Here is a 17,701-nt window from a genome sequence, read left to right on the forward strand (position 1 = left end):
TCGTTTTATCTCATCCGTGATATGGGCAGCCTCAAGGGGCGCAATCCGGAAAATATGCGACATTGGAGAAGGGGTGGGCGCACATTCTCTCCGGAGACGACGCACGGTGAAGGGACCGTCCGATGTCCGTAGTCGAGCAGTACGCGCGAGCCCACATCGTCACGGACGCGGCGGTCCCGCTGATCGACGACCTGGAGGCGATTCCGGTCACCCTGCGGTACGACCCCGAGCGCGACCCGCGTGAGGTGCGGATCGCGCTGCCCGGGGCCGGGGGCCGGGAGTGGGCCTTCGACCGGCGGCTGCTGGAGGAGGGGCTGCGGGCCCCCGCGGGCAGCGGCGAGGTCCGGGTCTGGCCGTGCGGCCGGGTGCAGGCCATCGTGGAGTTCCACTCCGAGCGGGGCGTGTCGGTGGTGCAGTTCGAGCGGCAGGCGCTGCTGCGGTTCCTGCGGCGGACGTACACGGCCGCCGCGGAACCCGTCACGCACTGAAACCCGTGTCCGGCCCGGGCCTCAGCCGCCCGCCTTCAGCAGGGCCGCGACGATCGGGCCGGCCGTGGAGCCACCGTGCCCGCCCTGCTGGACCACGCCCGCGGCCGCCAGGTCGTTCCGGTAGGCCGTGAACCAGCCGTTGGGCTTCTTCTGCCCGTCGACCTCGGCGGAGCCGGTCTTCGCGCCGACGTCCCCGCCGACCCCGGCCATCGCCTCCGCCGCGGTGCCGGCCGCCGCCGTGTACGCCATCAGCTCGCGCAGCTGGGACAGGGTGCCCGCCGACATCGTCCGCGAGGCCTTCGCCAGCGTGCGCCCGTCCACCTTCGGCGAGACCAGGTAGGGCTGGCGGAAGGTGCCGGCCTTCACGGTCGCCGACACCGACGCCATGTTCAGCGGGTTCATCCGCACCCCGCCCTGCCCGATCAGCGAGGCGCCCATCTGGGCCGCCGACTGCACCGGGACCGCGCCGTCGAAGGACGGCACCCCGATCGCCCAGTTGTTCAGCCCCAGCCCGAACACCTGCTGGGCCTGCTTGGTCAGGTCGTCGTCCTTCAGCTTCGGCGCCTGGCTGATGAAGGCGGTGTTGCAGGAGCGGGCGAAGCTCGCCTTGAACGTGCCGTTCTTGATCTCGAACTTGTCGTCGTTCTGGAACTTCCAGTGCCCGTACGTGAAGTACTTCGGGCACGGGTGCTTCTTGTCCGCCGCGGCCAGGCCCTTCTCGATCAGCAGCGACGAGGTGATGACCTTCATCGTGGAGCCGGGGGCCAGGGAGCCCTGGAAGGCGGTGTTGAAGCCGGGGGAGGCGTTGGCGGCGGCCAGGATCTCGCCGGTCGACACCCGCACCACGGCCACCGACGACCGGGCCTTCTTCGCCACCTGCTGCTCGGCGGCGGCCTGCAGCGCCGGGTCCAGCGTGGTCCTGACCGTGCCCGGCGTGCCCTCGCTCAGCTCCAGCAGCGTCTTGTCGGACAGGTCCTCGGCCCTGGCGGCCTTCCCGCGCACGACCCGCAGCTCGATGCCCGCCTTGCCGCCGGCCTCCTTGCCGTACTTCTCGCGCAGGCCGTCCAGGATCGGGCCGATCGAGGCGTACCTCTTCGTGGTCAGTTCGCCGCCGTCCCGGTCGAGCGCCTTGACCGGGGGCGTGCCCGCCTCGCCGGTGACCAGCCGGTCGCCGTCCCGCAGGTCGGGGTGGACGACCGCCGCGTGCCAGTCGACCAGGGGCTTTCCGTCACTCGCGCGGCGGACGACGGTGAGGGCGCCGGTGTACGCCAGCGGCTTCTCGGTTCCCTTGTAGGCCACCGTGCCCTTGACGGAGAACGGCACCCTGGCGCCGGTGCGCGCACCCGGGGTGAGGGTGACGTCCTTGACGCGGGCGTCCTTGGCGTAGCCGGTGAGCAGGGCCCGGGCCGCGGCCGGGTCGTCGGTGGCCGCCGCGGCCCGCGGGACCGACCCGGACTGCCAGGCGGTGAGGAAGGCCCGGGCGGTGGTGGTGACCTCGGTGGCCGACAGCGGCCCGGTCTTCACCCGGGGCTTGCCGTCCGCGGACGCGCGGGTCCCGTCGTCGGCCGCGGCGCCGCCGCCGTACAGCGCGTAGGCTCCGGCCCCGGCACCCACGACGACCACGGCGATCATCCCGCCGATCACGGCGGGGCTCGTCTTCCGTCGCTCGGCGACGCGCCTTCTGTTGCCCACTGCTGTTGTGCCCTCCGTGAATCCCCAGGGTCCCCGTGCCCTCAGCCGTCCCAACGACGGCCACCACCCTAGAGTCCCGTCCGGCGCGGGTGAGATCAGCCACCCGTTCGTAGCACGGCTGCGACAATCGGCCCGGCCGCGTCACCGCCGTGCCCGCCCTCCTCGGTCATGGCCGCCGCCGCGAGGTCGCCCCGGAAGCCGGTGAACCAGCTGTTGGACCTGGCGTTGCCGTCGACCTCGGCCGATCCGGTCTTGGCGCCGATGTCGCCGGAGAGCGAGCGCATGGCCTCCCGCGCGGTGCCCTGGGTGGCGGTGAGCCGCATCATCTGCTTCAGCTGGGCCGCGGTGCTCGCCTTCAGCCCCTGGGCCTGCGCCAGTTGCCGGCCGTCCAGCTCGGGGGTGACGAGGTAGGGCTGGCGGAAGGTGCCGGTGATGGCGGTGGCGGTCACCGAGGCCATGTTCAGCGGGCTCATCTGCACCTGCCCCTGCCCGATGGCACCGGCCGCCCGGTCCGGGCCGTCGACCGCCGGGACGCTGCCGTCGAAGGAGGCGATGCCGGTCTTCCAGTCGTCCCGCCCCAGCCCGAAGCGCTGCTCGGCCTCCTGGGCCAGCGAGGCGCCGGTGAGCGGCTTCTCGTCGATGAGCTTGACGAAGGCGGTGTTGCAGGAGCGCATGAAGCTGTCGGCGAGCGTGGCGTTCTCCTTGGGCGCCAGGCCCGTCAGGTTCTTGAACGTCTGGCTCTGCCACACGGCCGTGCCGGGGCAGGGGGCCGGGCCGTTCATCGAGGTCACGCCGTTGTCGATGAGCATGGCGGCGGTGATGATCTTCATGGTGGAGCCGGGTGCCGCCTGGCCCTGGAAGGCCGCGTTGAAGGCGTCCGTGCGGTGGTTGGCGACGGCCAGGACCTCGCCCGTGCTGGGCTTGACGGCCACCACCGAGGACTGGGCGAACCGCTTGACCGCCCGCTCGGCCGCGGCCTGGGCGGTTGGGCTGATCGTGGTGGTGAGCTTGCCCGGCCTGCCCTCGGCGAGGGTGAGCAGCGGGGTGTCGGGAGCGTCTTCGGCGGTGTGCCGCACGACCAGTTCGACACCGGGGGTGCCGCCGGCCCGCTCGCCGTACTTGTCGCGCAGGGCGTCCAGGACCGGGCCGAGGGAGGGGTACTTCTCCTTCGTCAGCTCGGAGCCGTCGCGGCCGACGGCCTGGACGGGCGGGGCGGCCGACTCCCCGGTGACGAGGGTGTCGTCCTTCTTCAGCGCGGGGTGCACGACGGACGGCTGCCAGTCGACCAGGGCCCGGCCCGTGGTGAGCCCGCGCACCACGGTCAGCCGGCTCCGGTAGCTCAGCGGCTTGGACCGGCCGTCGTGGACGACCTTCGCCTTCACCGCGTACGGCACGGTGGTGCCCCGGACCGCGCCCGGGGTGATCCTCACGTCGGTGATCCGCGCGTCGTCCCCGTAGGCGGTCAGCAGCTGCTCGGCGGCCGCGTCGTTGTTGGTGTACGACGCCGCCCTGGCGGCCTCGCCCTTCTCCCAGGCGGCGAAGAAGGCGGCGCTGGTCTTCTCGACCTCGTCCTCGCCGGGCGGCCCCGACTTCTGCTGTGCGGCCACGCCGCTGCCGCCCCCGTCACCGCTCAGCGCGCTCACGATGTTGTAGGTGCCGTAGCCGGCCCCGCCCAGCATCACCGCGAACACGCCGCCTATGACGGCGGCCTTGACCCCCTTGCCCATTGGGCCGTCCCCTCCCCGTGCGAGCCTCACACGCTCCTTTGAACGTGTTCAGAAGCCCGGTCCGTGAGCACTCTAGGCGCACGGGGCGACACCGGGGGCGACTGATTCGGTTTTTTGACCGAATAGCGGCTCAGACCCAGGTGTCCAGCCACATCCGCGCCCGCCAGTCGTCGATGGGCACGGCCTGGCCGGTGTACAGGGGCCAGAAGTAGATGAAGTTCGTCACCTTCTTGCCATCCTGTCACTGACCAGCCATTTTGTGCACACTGACGCTCGCAGGCGCCTCCCTGGGCCGTCTCTGGGCCGCGATCTCGCTTGATCCCACGCTTCCGCACGGCACTCCGTCGCGGTCACGGCCGGGTCTCGCGCCGCCCGTAGAAGCGGCGAGTGGCGATGTGATGGCTTGGTTGTCGGATCAGCTCCACTGTCGCCGGCCTGTACATGGCGGGACACCTGGTGCTCTTGGCCTTCCGACTGCACCCAGCTCAGTGCGGTTGCAGTCAATGTCTCGATCTCCGCTGCGCACGTCACTTCGCTACTTCATCGTCTGTAACAAGACAGCCTATGGCGAATTTAAGCACTGCTCGCGGAGTGAGTGAGGAACCTTGCAAGCTCAGATCTATCTCAAATCATTGTCATCTCGTTGTGGTGCACATGGCGGACTGTCAGGATGATGGTGACCAAGGGCCTTCCAGTGAAAGGCCTCAACTACGGGGACTGGAGAATTAGTTGTCGGTGCAAATAAAAAGTGCTCGTGCTCGTCGAACCGGTTCCATGGCGGCACTTGGAGTCCTGATTGCCGGTTTCTTCGCTTTCGGTTCGGCATCGCCGGCGTCGGCTGCTGATTCCGGCGCTACAGCGCGTCCGACCGGGTGTCACTATGAAGTTCTCGGGAAGTGGGGTACGGCCGCTCTCTGTACGGATAGCAACGGGGGATCGTACCGGGCTGACGCTTCATGCAAGTACCCGAACGGGAAGGTGGACTGGATTTCGGGTCCGTGGAAGAAGACGGGGACGTCTTACGCGTATTGCCCCGGAGATTCGTCCGCCATTAGTGCGGGAATCACTACGCGGGTCAACTGAAAAATCGCCGGATCGACCAGGAGAATCTGCAGTGATGAGGAAGTCAAGTTCGAAGCTGCTCGCCGCCGCGGGGCTGGCGGCCTGTCTGACCCTCGGTGTTCAGGGCGCCGCTAGCGCAGCCCCCGCCGGCGCGACGGGCTGGCCCACTGGGTGCACCAATGGCAAGTTCGACAATGGCTGGGAGGCCAGGTGCACTAAGAGCAATGGCGGCCACTACAGGGCCAATGTGACCTGTCGACCCGAAGACGGTGGGCCCCTGGTCTGGCGCGAGGCGACCGTGTGGAAGTCCAGCGGCATCTCCTACGTCTTCTGTCCGCCGCTGACCCAGGTTCTTAGCGGCGGCATCACCACCAAGGCCAGTTAGGTCGAACTGCTCGCCAGTGTCACATGGGTGTACCGCATCCCTGCGGCGACAACCACTGCATATTGGCGGTGAATGCGGCGTTTTAGTCGAGAGTCCTGCTAGGGCGCCGCATTCTACTCGCACTTCCAATCCTCGTGCTATCGCAAGGTGGGTGCCACTCCAAGCGTTATATTCGCCTTTCTGGTGCGCCCTTCACTGCTATGCATGAGGTGCGTGTAGGTGCGCAGCGTGAACCCTGGATCGCTGTGGCCGAGGTACTGGCTCAGAGCGCGAATATTCTCACCCGCGTCTAGCAGTACCGAGGCATAATAATGTCTGAGTGCGTGCATTCCGTGTTCCGGAGCCGAGGCGTATCGCTGACCCGGCTCCGGAACCGGCATAACGTTGGCTGCTGCCAGAGCGGGCTTCCAGTGGTGGTCATTGAAGTTGCTCACCCGAACGTGCCTCCCCCCGACTCCGCTGAAGACAAGCCGCTTGGTTGTGAGCGGGCCGTCCGGAGTACGCCACGGAAGGGTGACGCTGATCGGCTCGAACTCCTGAGAGTGGCGCTGGAGTGCGGTGGCCACGGCCCTCGGCAACGGCACATCTCGGACCTTGCCGCCCTTGGGCAGGGCGAAGACGTACTTGCCGCGGATGCGCTTGAGCTGGTGGCCAACGGCCAGCCAACCGCCCTCGAAGTCGAGTTCATCGACGGCCAGGCCGAAGATCTCGCCCTGGCGCAGTCCGCAGCCCGCCCCAACGTCTACGGCGGTCTGGTAGCGGCGAGGGAGGACGGCCCGTACGCCGAAGACCTGCTCTGCCGTCCACGGGACGACGCGCGGCTTGCCCGGTTTCGGGAGTTGCACCGTGCGGGCGCGGCAGGGGTTCTTGCTGAGTAGCCCGTCGTCGACCGCCGCGCTCAGCGCTGCGGAGACGGTACCGACGATGATGCGGCGGTGGGACTCCGCCGGCACGGTGGCTTCCAGGGCTGCGATCCAGGCGCGTATGTGCTCCGGCTTGAACGAGCCGAGCGGGCGCGAGCCGATGTGAGGGTAGGCGTGCAGCCTGAGCCGACGTTCCGCGGCCTCGCGACTGTTGATCTCGCCCGTGTGCGTCTTGACCCATCGTTCCGCGTACTGCCGGAACGTGGTCCGCGCGGAACGGGGGTCGACGTACTGGCCGCGCGACATATCCGCTTCGATCTGGGTGAGCCACTGCTTGGCGAGCCGCAGTTCCTTGTCACGGAATGACTTGCTCTTCTCTGTGCCGTCCGGGCCGACGTACCGGGCGCGGTACCGAAGTCCCGTACCGTGACGGTCGGTCTTCACCTTGACGGGCTTGCCGTCCGGGCCGATGACGGTCTTGAACCATCGGTCTTGGATATGGCCTGCCATGTAGGCGGTAGTCCTTTCTGAGCATGGGACGGGGAGGGCCACGGCGTGACCCTCCCCGGGGAGTTCTGCGCTGCTGTGTGGGGCTGCGTTAGGCGGCGTCGTTCTCGGCGTCCTTGCGGCTGGTGACGTAGGCGTGCACGTCGGCGGGGTCGTATCGGACGTACTTGCCGATGCGGAATCCGGGCGGGCCGATGCGCTTCTTACGCCACTGGTAGACGGTCTCTTTCGGCACGTCGAAGATCTCGGCGATGTCGTCTGGGTTGAGGTACCGGTCCGGGAGGCCACCCCGGAGGATGGCGCGGGGATCGGTCTCCTCAAGGAGGCGGGGCGGCGTCACTACGTCCTCCGTGAGTTGGAGCCACATTGCGCTGAGTCGTGACTCATCGCGACTCAGCGCGGCTTTGAGGGGGCTTGAGTCGCGATGAGAGCGCTGCCGGGTCTTGGACTTGGCCTTGGACGCCGGGCGGCGGCGCGGGACGGGCGCCTTGCCTCCGGCCGACGCCTCGCCGCTCTCAGCGCTCGTGGGCTGCGGCGGGGCGGGGGTGGCCTTTTCAGGCGCGGCGGGGGCGTGGTCGCCCATGCGCAGCATGACCCGCTCGCGCCGGGGCGTCTTGGACCGCCAGCGCCGCCCGTAGCGCTCGCGCAAATCCGCACGGGCCAACTGCCGTTCCCGCTCCAGTTCCAGCGCGACGGCGTAGGAGGTGACCTCCCACAGCGTCATGCGCCGCCACAGCGCGAACGTCGAGGCCGGGGCGAGCAGCCACCGTGAGACGCGGATCTTCTCCATGCGGCGGCCGGTGGCTGCGCCGATGCGGACGGCGTAGATGTGCGCGCCGATCTCGGAAAAGACCACCCACAGCAGCGGCATCGTGCCGTGCGCGACCTTGGCCCACACGTCGCGTCCGGCGGCGATGTTCAGGCCGCAGGTGATCAGGGTGAGTACCCAGGGCACGAACCGCACCCAGGCCAGGGCCATGTCCATGCGGATCAGCAGCAGGTTGGCCACGGTGAACACCGGGATGGCCACGTCGATACCGACCGGCAGCATCCACGGCTCGCCGAACCCCCAGCGGGCGGCGGCGGCCGATACGGCGTCGAAGGAAGAGACCAGCCCCAGCGCGCCGACCCCGGCGGCGGCCAGCGCCCCGAGTCCGGCAAGGCCCATCTCCGGGCGGGTCAGCGGCGGCACCCCGGGAGCGGGCGCGCCGGTGGAGGGGGGAAGGCTCTCGGCGCTCATGCCGCTCCTTTCCGGTACGTGGTGTGGGTGCCGGGTCGTCCGGTGCGGCGCCCGGCCGTCGTGCCTGCGGTGGGGGCGTCCGTCGCGGGGTAGTGCCAGCCGCCCCCGGCGCGCTTTGCCGCGTACATGGCTTCGTCCGCCAGCCGCAGCAGCGCCCCCAGCGCCTCACTCGGGCGGGAATCCTCGGAGGCGAGGTCGGAGGAGAGGGCGGCGCCGATCGAGGCGCCCACCGTCAGGTCACGGCCGGCGTGGCGGAACGGGGCGGTGATCTCGTGGTGCAGGCCGCGCAACAGCCACGGCAGCCCGCCCGGTTCGATGAGCGGGATGACGGCGGCGAACTCATCCCCGCCCAGCCGCGCGGCGACCGCACCCGAACGCTCGTTCAGGGCGTCGGTCAGGCTCGCGGCGGTAGCGCGGATCGCGGCATCCCCGGCCGCATGTCCGAAGCGGTCGTTGACGGCCTTGAAGCCGTCGAGATCGACCAGGAGGACGGCGACGTGCGGGCGGCGAGCCATAGTGCGGATGGCGCGGGACTCGTCCACAGACCCGACAACGGGTCACGGCGGGCGGCGGTCAGGCGGCGGCGCATCCACAGGCCGTGGATACCCCACCCGGCCGCGAGTGGGCCTGCGGCGGACAGCGTGTGCAGCAGACCGTTCACCGGGCACCCCCAATGGTGAGCAGCGCGGCGGCGATGAGCAGTCCGCCGCCGGTCAAGGTGAGGTCGACCGCACGGCGCAGGATCGTGAACTTGGCGACCGCGAACCGGGACAGTCCGGCGATGTCGGCGGCCAAGTCGGTCGCGACGGCGTCAGTGATCTCCTCGGCGGTGAGCGTGGCCCACAGCGGGAACCCGTGCCGGCCGCGCAGGTTCGGCCGAGTGGAGCGCAGCAGCATCCCGGCCGCCGCGACCAGTAGCGCGATACCGGCCCCGCCCACGAGGTAGGCGGGCAGGTTCATCGGCAGGTCCCGGGCGACCGACCAGGCGCCGGCCAGCACCGCGCCGACGAACGCCAGCAGAAGACCGGTCTTGGTGTCGGTCCGCGTGATCTCCGCCTTCACCTCAGCGTGCGCAGCGGCCAGACTCCGTGCGGTGGCGCTCATGCGGCTCCCCCGGGCAGGGCAGCGCCGGCGGTGCGGTTGGCCAGGGCGACGCGGGCGGCCAGTGCCCGGCGGCGGGCCCGGCGAAGGCGCCGGTTGTCCAGCTCGGTCGGGATGCGGTCCAGGGTGCTGATCTGCGCGTCCAGCAGCTCGATGTCCGCCAGGATGACGGGCATCTCCTGCTCGATCGCGTCCAGCTCTGCGTCTGTCGGCTCCATCCAGTCGGCGAACGCGGTAACAGCGTCCTGAACAGTGACGATGGTCTTCATTGGGTCGTGTGTCCTCTCACAGGTGAACGGCCCGACAGCGGCTCCCGGGGTGCCACCCGGGAGCCGCGCGCCGTTGATGAAGGGGTAATGCCAGGTCAGCGACGAAAGGCCCAGGAGATGAGGTCACTGACGGCGTCGGTGCAGTCGGTGACCCGGCCGGACTCCAGCTCGCTGGCCCGGGCCTCCATCTCCTCCGCGGCGGTGTCCTTGCCCCGGCGGCGCAGCACCTTCGCCGCCTCACGGTTCTTAGCGGCCTGTGCCTTCATGCGGTCCATGAACAGTCCTCTCGATTGGTGATGGGTGAAGCCCTCGCGGCTCCCCACGCCCCGCCCGTACGACCGCCGCACACAGTGCGGAGCCAGACAGACAGGGGAGGCAACCGACCGCAGCGCTTGAGCTGTGCGGAGGGGGCGAAGTCGTACAGGTGCGCGGTCTTGCAGCCGCGCGGCCGTCACTTCGGGGGAGACGGCTCAGAAACCCGCTTATGTAGCTCCGTCAGCAACGGAGCGTTGTCAAAGATCACCCGGTACGGGGCTCGCGGCGTGCGGCCGAAGCCGCCTTCCTGCCGAGCTATCCTGTCCGGTGATGCAGTACCTGTTTTACAGGTATTGCATATGGATCCGTCAAGTAGGGCCGCAGAACTTCTTTGGCTTTGCGCCGGGACTTCTTGGCGCACCATCAGAATCGCCGCAGGTCAGGGGAGTTGGTTACCCCATGAGTGGACAGCTCGGGGAGTTCTCACTACGGTCAAGAGGTCCCTAGATGTCCCATCGGGGGGTGCAGATGTCCAACGAGCGTTTGCGGTCGGCCCTGTTGGCTCGCGGCATGTCCGTTCAGGACCTAGCCGAAGAGATCAAGGTCAACCCGAAGACGGTCGAACGTTGGATTACGCAAGGGAAGGTTCCGTATCGGCGACACCAGTACGCCACAGCCGCAGCGCTCCAGGTCGACGTGACGACGCTGTGGGACGACAGCCGCACGCTGGAGAGCGCAACGGACCTGACCAAGGCGGAGATTGTGGCCGTCTACCCGCACCGCCACACGGTGCCACCGAACCTGTGGCGTGAGATGTACGCGCGAGCCGAGACGAACCTTGACGTGCTCGTCTACTCCGGGCTCTTCCTGTCGGAGGACCCCCTGTTCATCGACCTTCTGAAGAAGAAGGTCGAGGGGAACACTCAGGTGCGCATCCTGCTCGGAGATCCGGACTGCGAGGCCGTTCGGCAGCGGGGCATAGACGAGGGGCACCGGATCATGGACGGCAAGATTCGGAACGTGTTGGTGAACTACCGGCCGCTCTTCGAGAGCCATCCTGAGATCAGCTTCCGACTGCACGCCACGACGCTCTACAACTCCATCTACAGGTCCGATGACGAGATGCTCGTCAATCCCCACGTCTACGGCATCGGCGCCTACATGGCCCCCGTCTTCCATCTGCGTCGTATGCCGGGCGGCGGCCTGTTCGACACGTACGCGAATAGCATCGAACAGACCTGGGGAGGCGCTCGCCAGGTTACGGACAGCGACATCACGGGAGCCTGACCATGGGACGCATTGACTACCTGCACGACCCCGACGCCCCGCCGGCCAACTCGGTCGTGCCCTCCGTCGTGGCGTTCGTTCAGAACGATGCGGGGCAGGTGCTCGTGATTCAGCGGTCCGACAACGGGCGATGGGCGCTGCCCGGTGGCGGGCACGACGTGGGCGAGTCCATCAGTGACACCGTGGTGCGTGAAGTCTGGGAAGAGACCGGCATCAAGGCCGAAGTCGTCGACATGTCCGGGATCTACACCGACCCCGGTCACGTGATGCAGTACGACGATGGCGAGGTCCGCCAGCAGTTCAGCATCTGCTTCCGGGCCCGGCCGACGGGCGGTGAGCTGAGCACGAGCAACGAGACGACACAGGTCCGCTGGGTCGACCCAGCGGACCTGTCCGAACTCGACATCCACCCCACCATGCGGCTACGCATCGAGCACGCCATGGACCGGACGCGCACGACTCCCTACATCGGCTGACGCTTTGCGGCGGCGACTCGTTCGAGCACGCGGGAGGTGCTCGCCAGGATCTCCGGTTCAGCGCGGCGGATGAACGTACCGATCAGGCTGTCCGGCCCGTACCGTCCAGCGATCTCGTTCACGCGGTCGATCGGGTTCGTGGGTGTGCCGTCCGGCGTGGTGTTCATGTCGCAGTAGCACAGGGCGTCATTGAGCTGCGCGGGCTCGCGGGGGAACTCGCCTTCCAACTCCTCGCGCAGGCCCCGCGCTTCTGCCTCCATCCACGCGCAGGAGTGGTGCGCGACCAGGTTCACGACCCGTTTGTCAGCGTTGGCCACGTCCCGGAGGTAGCGGGCGCCGTCCAGCGGATGGAAGCCCGTCTTGGCGAGATCGGGTGAGTACCCGATGTCGTGCAGGACGGCCGCGGCTTCCAGCAGCTCAGCGTCCTCACCGAGGATGGGCGCGATGATGCGCGCCCGCTCAGCCACGCCCTGTGAGTGCTGCCACCGACGCGGCAGCGGCTCGGCAAGCAGCGACTTGGCGAGGGGATAGGCCCACTTCGTCAGCTCCGACAAGCTAGGAACGCTCCTCTCGAATCGGCAGGGCGCGAACCGTCCGCACCCTGCCCTGTCCTCCACCCGCGAGCACGCCGGCGGCCTCCAGCTTGTTGAGAGCCTTGGTCACGGTGGGGCGTGAGACTCCGAAGCGCTCGGCCAGGACAGACGCACTGGGAAACGCTGCCCCGACGGGCATGCCTTCATCCGTGATGATGTCCGCAATGCGGTCTTCCAGCGGACGGCGGTCACTCCGCTCGCCTGCGCGTACGACTCGCCAACGCCCACCCGGCACCGGTTCGGCAACGCCTTCCTTCTGCAGCGCGCCGAAGGCCCGGAGCACGACCCCGCGCGATACCCCATGAGCCTTCATGAGATCGGCTGCCGATGGCAGCGTCGTCATCTTCGGATCGGCCTTGATTTGGGCCCCAACTGCCGCCGCGATCTCCAGGAAAGTGCCCCGAGGGCTCGCCTGCTGCGTCACTCCCTCTCCCTCTCCGTCTGCCAGTCGTCACGACCAAGCTTCGCATGGGAGGCGAGTCTCCCGGCTGCCCCGCAAGCATGTGCTGGCGGGACGTGGCACTGACTCTTAGTCGCAAAGGCGTTCGGACTGCGGTTCTCGACTTTTCCGCTGATCTACAGGACAGGGTGCGGGGTGATCCGAAATACTTCCAGGGTCTACATCCCTCTCGTGCACCACGAGTTTGGATCAGAGTCACTTGTGGCGGCACGTCCCCGTGCCGGAGACGACTCGCGGTGTATGGAAGGGATGTGACATCTGGGATATGGATGCAATCAGGCGCCTCATTGAGGTGTTGTGGCCCAGGGAGCGCGAGGCTCGACGTCGTCGAGTGGAGCGCTTCAGGTCCTGGCTCGCGCGGCTGACGTCTAGCAAGACTTACGGCCGCGCGAAGCGCTGGATCCGCCAGACCTCGCAGGCAACGGTTGCCGCCGTCGCCTCGGGGCTCATCCTGGCCTGGCTTCTACGCGGCCGTTAGCCCACGGGGGTTCCTCTTCGCTTAGCAGGCAACGAGGGACCCCCTCCCTGTGTGACCCGTCATGATGCGGGCCCACTCAAACGCAACAACCGATGCGTTGGTGGTACTACCTTAGCGGCCAGGTTGAAACGAGACCTGCAAATCGCGTGTCTCATCACAGATTCAATTTGGCTGCCGCGTCAACTTTGAAAGTTCGGGACATCGAACCGTGAATGTGCGTCCATCGCGCATTTCGGCTGAACTTTGACACGTGACCTGTCTGGGGCGTCAAGCCTCGTCACAGCCTGCTGTGGCCGTAGCTGGGCCGGTTCGGTCCCGGACCAGCCACGCCAAGTCCGGCACTCTGTCCGGGTCTCTGAGCTGGTACTTCCGGGTGCAGGCGGGGCCGTCCCCGGGCCGCCCGAGGGGGACCAGCGACGGCCACTAACGACCAACAACGACGGTCATGGCGTGACGTCCTCCCTCACGCCGTGACCGTCGTGAGCCCAGCTAGACCCACGTATCGAGCCACATCCGCGACCGCCAGTCGTCGATCGGGACGGCCTGGCCCGTGTACAGGGGCCAGAAGTAGATGAAGTTCCAGGTGATCAGCAGGACCAGGACGCCCGCGGCCGTGGCGCCGGCGACGCGGCGGGTGTCCGAGGAGCGGGGCGGTCCGATGATCGCGCCCAGGAGCATCGCCACCGCCAGGCACAGGAACGGCAGGAAGACGACGGCGTAGAAGAAGAAGATCGTGCGCTCCTGGTACATGAACCAGGGCAGGTAGCCCGCCGCGATGCCGCAGGCGATGGCGCCCGCCCGCCAGTCGCGGCGGAAGAACCAGCGCCACAGCACGTACAGCACCGCGAAGCAGGCCACCCACCACAGCAGGGGCGTGCCGAGGGCCAGCACCTCGCGGGCGCACTTCTCGCCGGCGTCGGAGGGGCAGCCGTCCTTGCCGGGCGCCGGGGACTCGTAGAAGTACGACACCGGGCGGCCCAGGACCAGCCAGCTCCACGGGTTGGACTGGTAGGTGTGCGGCGAGGACAGCCCGACGTGGAACTCGTACACCTGGTGCTCGTAGTGCCACAGGCTGCGCAGCCAGTCGGGCAGGAAGGTCCAGCTGCCGCCCTTGCCCGCGGTCGCGGCCCAGTCGCGGTAGTAGCCGCCCGAGCCGTTCGTCGCCGAGAGGATCCAGCCGGCCCAGGAGGCGAGGTAGGTGACCAGGGCGACCGGCACCGTGGCGAGGAAGGCCAGGCCCGTGTCGCGGCGCAGGACCACGCCGTACGGGTGCCGGGCGCCGGCCACCCGGCGCGAGGCGACGTCCCACACCACCGCCATCAGGCAGAACGCGGCCAGGATGTACAGGCCGTTCCACTTCGTGCCGATGGCCAGCCCCAGCATCAGGCCGGCCGCCCAGCGCCAGGGGCGCAGGCCGAGGCGGGTCGCCTCCGCGGCGTGCCGGTCGGGCCGGACCCGGCCGTCGGCGTCCGCCGGGAGCGCGGCGGCGAGCCTCTCGCGGGCCTTGTCCCGGTCGACCAGCAGACAGCCGAACGCGGCCAGCACGAAGAACATCAGCACGCCGTCGAGCAGCGCCGTGCGGCTCATCACGAAGTGCAGGCCGTCCAGCGCCATCAGCGCACCGGCCAGACAGCCCAGGAACGTGGAGCGGAACAGCCGCCGGCCGATCCGGCACAGCAGCAGCACCGACACCGTGCCGAGCAGGGCCGTCATGAACCGCCAGCCGAACGGGTCGAAGCCGAACATCAGCTCGCCCAGCCCGATGACGTACTTGCCGACCGGCGGGTGCACCACGTACGCCGCGTCGGTCGGCAGCTTCACGTTCCCGCCCGAGGACAGGACCAGGTCGTTGGCGTTCTTGGCCCAGTTGACCTCGAAACCGCGGTGGACGAGCGCCCAGGCGTCCTTGGCGTAGTACGTCTCGTCGAATATCACCGCCCTGGGACTGCCCAGGTTCCAGAACCGCAGCACCCCCGCCAGCAGCGTGACCAGCAGCGGGCCGATCCAGCCCGACCAGCGCACCAGCCGGCCCGCGAGCGTGTGCGGCACGCCGAGCGCGGCCCACAGGCGCGGCGAGGGCTCGGTGTACGGCGGCACCAGGCGGTCCCGGACGTCGCGGGCGTCGCTGCTGGGCTGCCCCTGGTAGCCGAAGCGGCGCAGCCGCTGCTGCCAGGGCGGCCGCTGATCGAGCGGTGCCTGGCCCTGCCGGGTGTCCGTGGAGGACGCGGTACTGGTCACCGCGCCATCGTAGGGAACCGTGCTGTGTGAGTCCCGTGCATGGCCGGTATGCGTCCGCATCCTCCGCCCCTGGGAGGAGTGCGCGTCCCCTGCCCCTGGGAGGATGGGGGCGTGATCGGAACCCTCGTACTCGCAGGCACCCCCATCGGCGACATCGCGGACGCCCCGCCCCGGCTCGCCGAGGAACTGGCCGGGGCCGACGTGATCGCCGCCGAGGACACGCGGCGGCTGCGCCGGCTGACCCAGGCGCTGGGCGTCACGCCCAAGGGCCGGGTGGTGTCGTACTTCGAGGGCAACGAGTCCGCGCGGACGCCGGAGCTGGTCGAGGAACTGGTGGGCGGGGCGCGGGTGCTGCTCGTCACGGACGCGGGGATGCCGTCGGTGTCCGACCCGGGCTACCGGCTGGTCGCGGCCGCGGTCGAGCGGGACGTGCGGGTGACGGCCGTGCCCGGGCCGTCCGCGGTGCTCACCGCGCTCGCGCTGTCGGGGCTGCCCGTGGACCGGTTCTGCTTCGAGGGGTTCCTGCCCCGCAAGGCGGGGGAGCGGCTCGGGCGGCTGCGCGAGGTGGCCGGGGAGCGGCGGACGCTCGTGTACTTCGAGGCGCCCCACCGGCTGGACGACACGCTGGCGGCGATGGCCGAGGTCTTCGGGGAGTCCCGGCGCGCAGCGGTGTGCCGGGAGCTGACCAAGACCTACGAGGAGGTGCGGCGGGGCGGGCTCGGCGAACTGGCCGTCTGGGCCGCGGAGGGCGTCCGCGGGGAGATCACGGTCGTGGTGGAGGGGGCGCCGGAGCGGGGACCGGAGGACGTGGGGCCCGAGGAGCTGGTGCGGCGCGTGCGGCTGCGGGAAGAGGCGGGGGAGCGGCGCAAGGAGGCGATCGCCGCGGTCGCCGTGGAGGCCGGGGTGCCGAAGCGGGTCGTCTTCGACGCCGTGGTCGCCGCGAAGAACTCCGGCTGACCGGAACACCCCCTTGAGCAGGGCGCTTGTCGTTTGAGCGGGCGCCCCATGCGGGGGTAAAAGCGCCGGGGGCCCGGGGCAAGGGACGCCCAAATCGGGGCCAACACTCGACAGGTCTGCTGCCTTCGGGCCGGCCGAGGAGTCCACTGGAGCGCGAGAGCCGAACCGCTCTCACGCCTCAGCGGAACTAGGAGCTGGCATGAGTGAGATCGCAGGGCAGACCGGGCTCCGCGCCGGTGCGACCGCGGTCGTCAACGAGTCCTACTCCTTCGCCTGCATGCGGTGCGGGCACGGGTGGGAGCAGTCGTACGAGATAGAGCACCACACGGACGCCACGGGCCACGAGTTCGTCCTCTACGTGGCCGACGGCAAGGTCGTGCCCTCGCCGCTGAGCAGGCCCTCCTGCCAGAACTGCGACGGGCACGTCCTGCGGATCATGCGGCCCGGGCGGGTCGCGTCGGCCCGGGACGCGGCACACCGGTCCCACCGGGTGGCGCCGCCCGCGGGTCCCGTCGAGGCGCCCGCCCCGGCAGCCGAGGGCCCGGCCGAACCGCGCGCACAGCACCACTGGCACCTGTCCGACCTGCTGCACCCCTTCCAGCGCAAGGCGAGCTGACCCGTCCCGCGGCTCGGCCGCGACGCCGCTGCCGCACCTCGCCTTGTCGACGCCCTCCCCGCTCCTCCCCGCCGGGGAGGGCGTCGCCCTTCCGTAGGATCGGGGCATGCCTTCGAACGACTCCGACAAGCACGCCGCGCCCCCGCTGCCGGAACCCCTGCGGGTGCCCGTCGCCGACTCGCACACCCACCTGGACATGCAGTCCGGCACGGTCGAGGAGGCGTTGGCCAAGGCGGCGTCGGTCGGGGTGACGACCCTGGTGCAGGTCGGCTGCGACCTGAAGGGCTCCCGCTGGGCCGCCGAGACGGCCGCGGCCCACGACGCCGTCCACGCGACGGTCGCCCTGCACCCCAACGAGGCGCCCCGGATCGTCCACGGCGACCCCGACGGCTGGTCGCGGCAGGGCGCGCGCGCACCGGGCGGGCAGGCCGCCCTGGACGACGCCCTCGCCGAGATCGACCGGCTGGCCGCGCTGGAGCAGGTCAAGGGCGTCGGAGAGACCGGCCTCGACTACTTCCGCACCGGGCCCGAGGGCAAGGACGCGCAGGAGCGGTCCTTCCGCGCCCACATCGAGATCGCCAAGCGGCACGGCAAGGCCCTGGTCATCCACGACCGCGAGGCCCACGCCGACGTCCTGCGCGTGCTGAAGGAGGAGGGCGCCCCCGAGCGGACCGTCTTCCACTGCTACTCGGGCGACGCCGAGATGGCGGAGATCTGCGCGAGCGCGGGCTACTTCATGTCCTTCGCCGGCAACGTCACCTTCAAGAACGCCCAGAACCTGCGCGACGCGGTGGCCGTCGCCCCGCTGGAGCTGCTCCTCGTGGAGACGGACGCGCCCTTCCTCACCCCGGCGCCCTACCGCGGGCGGCCCAACGCCCCCTACCTCGTGCCGCTCACCGTGCGGGCGATGGCCGCCGTGCGCGGCGTCGACGAGGACACCCTGGCCGCGGCGCTCGGCGCGAACACGGCACGCGCGTTCGGCTACTGACCCTCGCGGCCACCGCGCC

Annotated in this window: 18 protein-coding genes; 7 read left to right on the forward strand and 11 right to left on the reverse strand. The window is 69.5% G+C overall.

Features of this window, described 5'->3' with window-relative positions:
* Positions 1 to 122 precede the first annotated feature (122 nt).
* Positions 123 to 488, forward strand: a complete 366-nt coding sequence (locus ACIGAN_RS17355; RefSeq protein WP_365095091.1) for an SsgA family sporulation/cell division regulator — start codon at positions 123 to 125, stop codon at positions 486 to 488.
* 21 nt (positions 489 to 509) lie between these two features.
* Here the strand turns inward: ACIGAN_RS17355 and ACIGAN_RS17360 are convergent, their stop codons facing one another.
* Both ACIGAN_RS17360 and ACIGAN_RS17365 read right to left on the reverse strand, forming a co-directional pair.
* The gene (locus tag ACIGAN_RS17360; protein WP_399858384.1) at positions 510 to 2,180 is read right to left on the reverse strand and encodes a penicillin-binding transpeptidase domain-containing protein; all 1,671 of its coding nucleotides are present in this window, start codon (positions 2,178 to 2,180) and stop codon (positions 510 to 512) included.
* A 95-nt stretch (positions 2,181 to 2,275) separates the two neighbouring features.
* On the reverse strand, positions 2,276 to 3,907 hold the full coding sequence (locus tag ACIGAN_RS17365) for a penicillin-binding transpeptidase domain-containing protein (protein ID WP_399858386.1): 1,632 nt from the start codon (positions 3,905 to 3,907) through the stop codon (positions 2,276 to 2,278).
* A 1,309-nt stretch (positions 3,908 to 5,216) separates the two neighbouring features.
* On the opposite strand from ACIGAN_RS17365, the gene ACIGAN_RS17370 reads away from it, so the two are divergent.
* Entirely contained in the window at positions 5,217 to 5,354 is a 138-nt protein-coding gene (locus ACIGAN_RS17370; protein WP_399858388.1) for a hypothetical protein, read from the forward strand.
* A 137-nt stretch (positions 5,355 to 5,491) separates the two neighbouring features.
* Here ACIGAN_RS17370 and ACIGAN_RS17375 read toward each other — a convergent pair whose 3' ends face one another.
* The 6 genes from ACIGAN_RS17375 to ACIGAN_RS17400 form a co-directional block, all read right to left on the reverse strand.
* Positions 5,492 to 6,727 (reverse strand): tyrosine-type recombinase/integrase, encoded by a 1,236-nt coding sequence (locus tag ACIGAN_RS17375; RefSeq protein ID WP_399858391.1) that lies wholly within the window; start codon positions 6,725 to 6,727, stop codon positions 5,492 to 5,494.
* Between the two features lie 88 nt (positions 6,728 to 6,815).
* A complete protein-coding gene (locus tag ACIGAN_RS17380) occupies positions 6,816 to 7,964 on the reverse strand; it encodes a DUF2637 domain-containing protein (protein ID WP_399858393.1) in 1,149 nt (382 codons plus the stop codon).
* Positions 7,961 to 8,479 (reverse strand): GGDEF domain-containing protein, encoded by a 519-nt coding sequence (locus tag ACIGAN_RS17385; protein ID WP_399858396.1) that lies wholly within the window; start codon positions 8,477 to 8,479, stop codon positions 7,961 to 7,963. The genes ACIGAN_RS17380 and ACIGAN_RS17385 overlap by 4 nt, the downstream gene beginning before the upstream one ends.
* Before the next feature lie 142 nt (positions 8,480 to 8,621).
* On the reverse strand, positions 8,622 to 9,068 hold the full coding sequence (locus ACIGAN_RS17390; RefSeq protein ID WP_399858398.1) for a Pycsar system effector family protein: 447 nt from the start codon (positions 9,066 to 9,068) through the stop codon (positions 8,622 to 8,624).
* Entirely contained in the window at positions 9,065 to 9,334 is a 270-nt protein-coding gene (locus ACIGAN_RS17395) for a DUF6284 family protein (protein ID WP_399858400.1), read from the reverse strand. Before ACIGAN_RS17395 ends, ACIGAN_RS17390 begins: the two co-directional genes overlap by 4 nt.
* Positions 9,335 to 9,429: 95 nt before the next feature.
* Positions 9,430 to 9,609 carry a hypothetical protein gene (locus ACIGAN_RS17400; protein ID WP_399858403.1) on the reverse strand — a complete coding sequence of 60 codons (180 nt, stop codon included), beginning with the start codon at positions 9,607 to 9,609 and terminating at the stop codon, positions 9,430 to 9,432.
* A gap of 550 nt (positions 9,610 to 10,159) precedes the next feature.
* Here ACIGAN_RS17400 and ACIGAN_RS17405 point away from each other — a divergent pair.
* Both ACIGAN_RS17405 and ACIGAN_RS17410 read left to right on the forward strand, forming a co-directional pair.
* Positions 10,160 to 10,876, forward strand: coding sequence for an XRE family transcriptional regulator (locus tag ACIGAN_RS17405; protein ID WP_399858405.1), 717 nt, complete (start codon positions 10,160 to 10,162; stop codon positions 10,874 to 10,876).
* Positions 10,877 to 10,878: 2 nt separating this feature from the next.
* Positions 10,879 to 11,352 (forward strand): NUDIX domain-containing protein, encoded by a 474-nt coding sequence (locus ACIGAN_RS17410; RefSeq protein WP_399858406.1) that lies wholly within the window; start codon positions 10,879 to 10,881, stop codon positions 11,350 to 11,352.
* Here the strand turns inward: ACIGAN_RS17410 and ACIGAN_RS17415 are convergent.
* The 3 genes from ACIGAN_RS17415 to ACIGAN_RS17425 all read right to left on the reverse strand — a co-directional run bounded on the left by ACIGAN_RS17415 (position 11,340) and on the right by ACIGAN_RS17425 (position 15,121).
* On the reverse strand, positions 11,340 to 11,906 hold the full coding sequence (locus tag ACIGAN_RS17415) for an HD domain-containing protein (RefSeq protein WP_399858409.1): 567 nt from the start codon (positions 11,904 to 11,906) through the stop codon (positions 11,340 to 11,342). The two genes, ACIGAN_RS17410 and ACIGAN_RS17415, sit on opposite strands and share 13 nt — an antisense overlap.
* Before the next feature lies 1 nt (position 11,907).
* The gene (locus tag ACIGAN_RS17420; RefSeq protein WP_399858412.1) at positions 11,908 to 12,369 is read right to left on the reverse strand and encodes a GntR family transcriptional regulator; all 462 of its coding nucleotides are present in this window, start codon (positions 12,367 to 12,369) and stop codon (positions 11,908 to 11,910) included.
* 1,003 nt (positions 12,370 to 13,372) lie between these two features.
* Positions 13,373 to 15,121, reverse strand: a complete 1,749-nt coding sequence (locus ACIGAN_RS17425; protein ID WP_399858415.1) for a dolichyl-phosphate-mannose--protein mannosyltransferase — start codon at positions 15,119 to 15,121, stop codon at positions 13,373 to 13,375.
* 111 nt (positions 15,122 to 15,232) lie between these two features.
* On the opposite strand from ACIGAN_RS17425, the gene rsmI reads away from it, so the two are divergent.
* From rsmI to ACIGAN_RS17440, 3 genes are all read left to right on the forward strand, one after another.
* The gene (gene rsmI / locus ACIGAN_RS17430; RefSeq protein ID WP_365095023.1) at positions 15,233 to 16,078 is read left to right on the forward strand and encodes a 16S rRNA (cytidine(1402)-2'-O)-methyltransferase; all 846 of its coding nucleotides are present in this window, start codon (positions 15,233 to 15,235) and stop codon (positions 16,076 to 16,078) included.
* 199 nt (positions 16,079 to 16,277) lie between these two features.
* Positions 16,278 to 16,694, forward strand: a complete 417-nt coding sequence (locus tag ACIGAN_RS17435) for a hypothetical protein (protein ID WP_365095020.1) — start codon at positions 16,278 to 16,280, stop codon at positions 16,692 to 16,694.
* 106 nt (positions 16,695 to 16,800) lie between these two features.
* Complete coding sequence (locus tag ACIGAN_RS17440) at positions 16,801 to 17,682, forward strand: TatD family hydrolase (RefSeq protein WP_365736009.1); 882 nt, start codon at positions 16,801 to 16,803, stop codon at positions 17,680 to 17,682.
* Positions 17,683 to 17,701: the final 19 nt, after the last annotated feature.

Origin of the sequence: Streptomyces sp. NPDC085931, assembly GCF_044540565.1 — a bacterium.
GTDB lineage: Bacteria > Actinomycetota > Actinomycetes > Streptomycetales > Streptomycetaceae > Streptomyces.

Coding starts and splice junctions, on each gene's coding strand:
- ACIGAN_RS17365 (WP_399858386.1), bottom strand. CDS start 3,907: ATGGGCAAGGGGGTCAAGGCCGCCGTCATAGGCGGCGTGTTCGCGGTG.
- ACIGAN_RS17375 (WP_399858391.1), bottom strand. CDS start 6,727: ATGGCAGGCCATATCCAAGACCGATGGTTCAAGACCGTCATCGGCCCG.
- ACIGAN_RS17410 (WP_399858406.1), top strand. CDS start 10,879: ATGGGACGCATTGACTACCTGCACGACCCCGACGCCCCGCCGGCCAAC.
- ACIGAN_RS17385 (WP_399858396.1), bottom strand. CDS start 8,479: ATGGCTCGCCGCCCGCACGTCGCCGTCCTCCTGGTCGATCTCGACGGC.
- ACIGAN_RS17400 (WP_399858403.1), bottom strand. CDS start 9,609: ATGGACCGCATGAAGGCACAGGCCGCTAAGAACCGTGAGGCGGCGAAG.
- ACIGAN_RS17405 (WP_399858405.1), top strand. CDS start 10,160: ATGTCCGTTCAGGACCTAGCCGAAGAGATCAAGGTCAACCCGAAGACG.
- ACIGAN_RS17355 (WP_365095091.1), top strand. CDS start 123: ATGTCCGTAGTCGAGCAGTACGCGCGAGCCCACATCGTCACGGACGCG.
- ACIGAN_RS17435 (WP_365095020.1), top strand. CDS start 16,278: ATGAGTGAGATCGCAGGGCAGACCGGGCTCCGCGCCGGTGCGACCGCG.
- ACIGAN_RS17380 (WP_399858393.1), bottom strand. CDS start 7,964: ATGAGCGCCGAGAGCCTTCCCCCCTCCACCGGCGCGCCCGCTCCCGGG.
- ACIGAN_RS17440 (WP_365736009.1), top strand. CDS start 16,801: ATGCCTTCGAACGACTCCGACAAGCACGCCGCGCCCCCGCTGCCGGAA.
- ACIGAN_RS17395 (WP_399858400.1), bottom strand. CDS start 9,334: ATGAAGACCATCGTCACTGTTCAGGACGCTGTTACCGCGTTCGCCGAC.
- ACIGAN_RS17390 (WP_399858398.1), bottom strand. CDS start 9,068: ATGAGCGCCACCGCACGGAGTCTGGCCGCTGCGCACGCTGAGGTGAAG.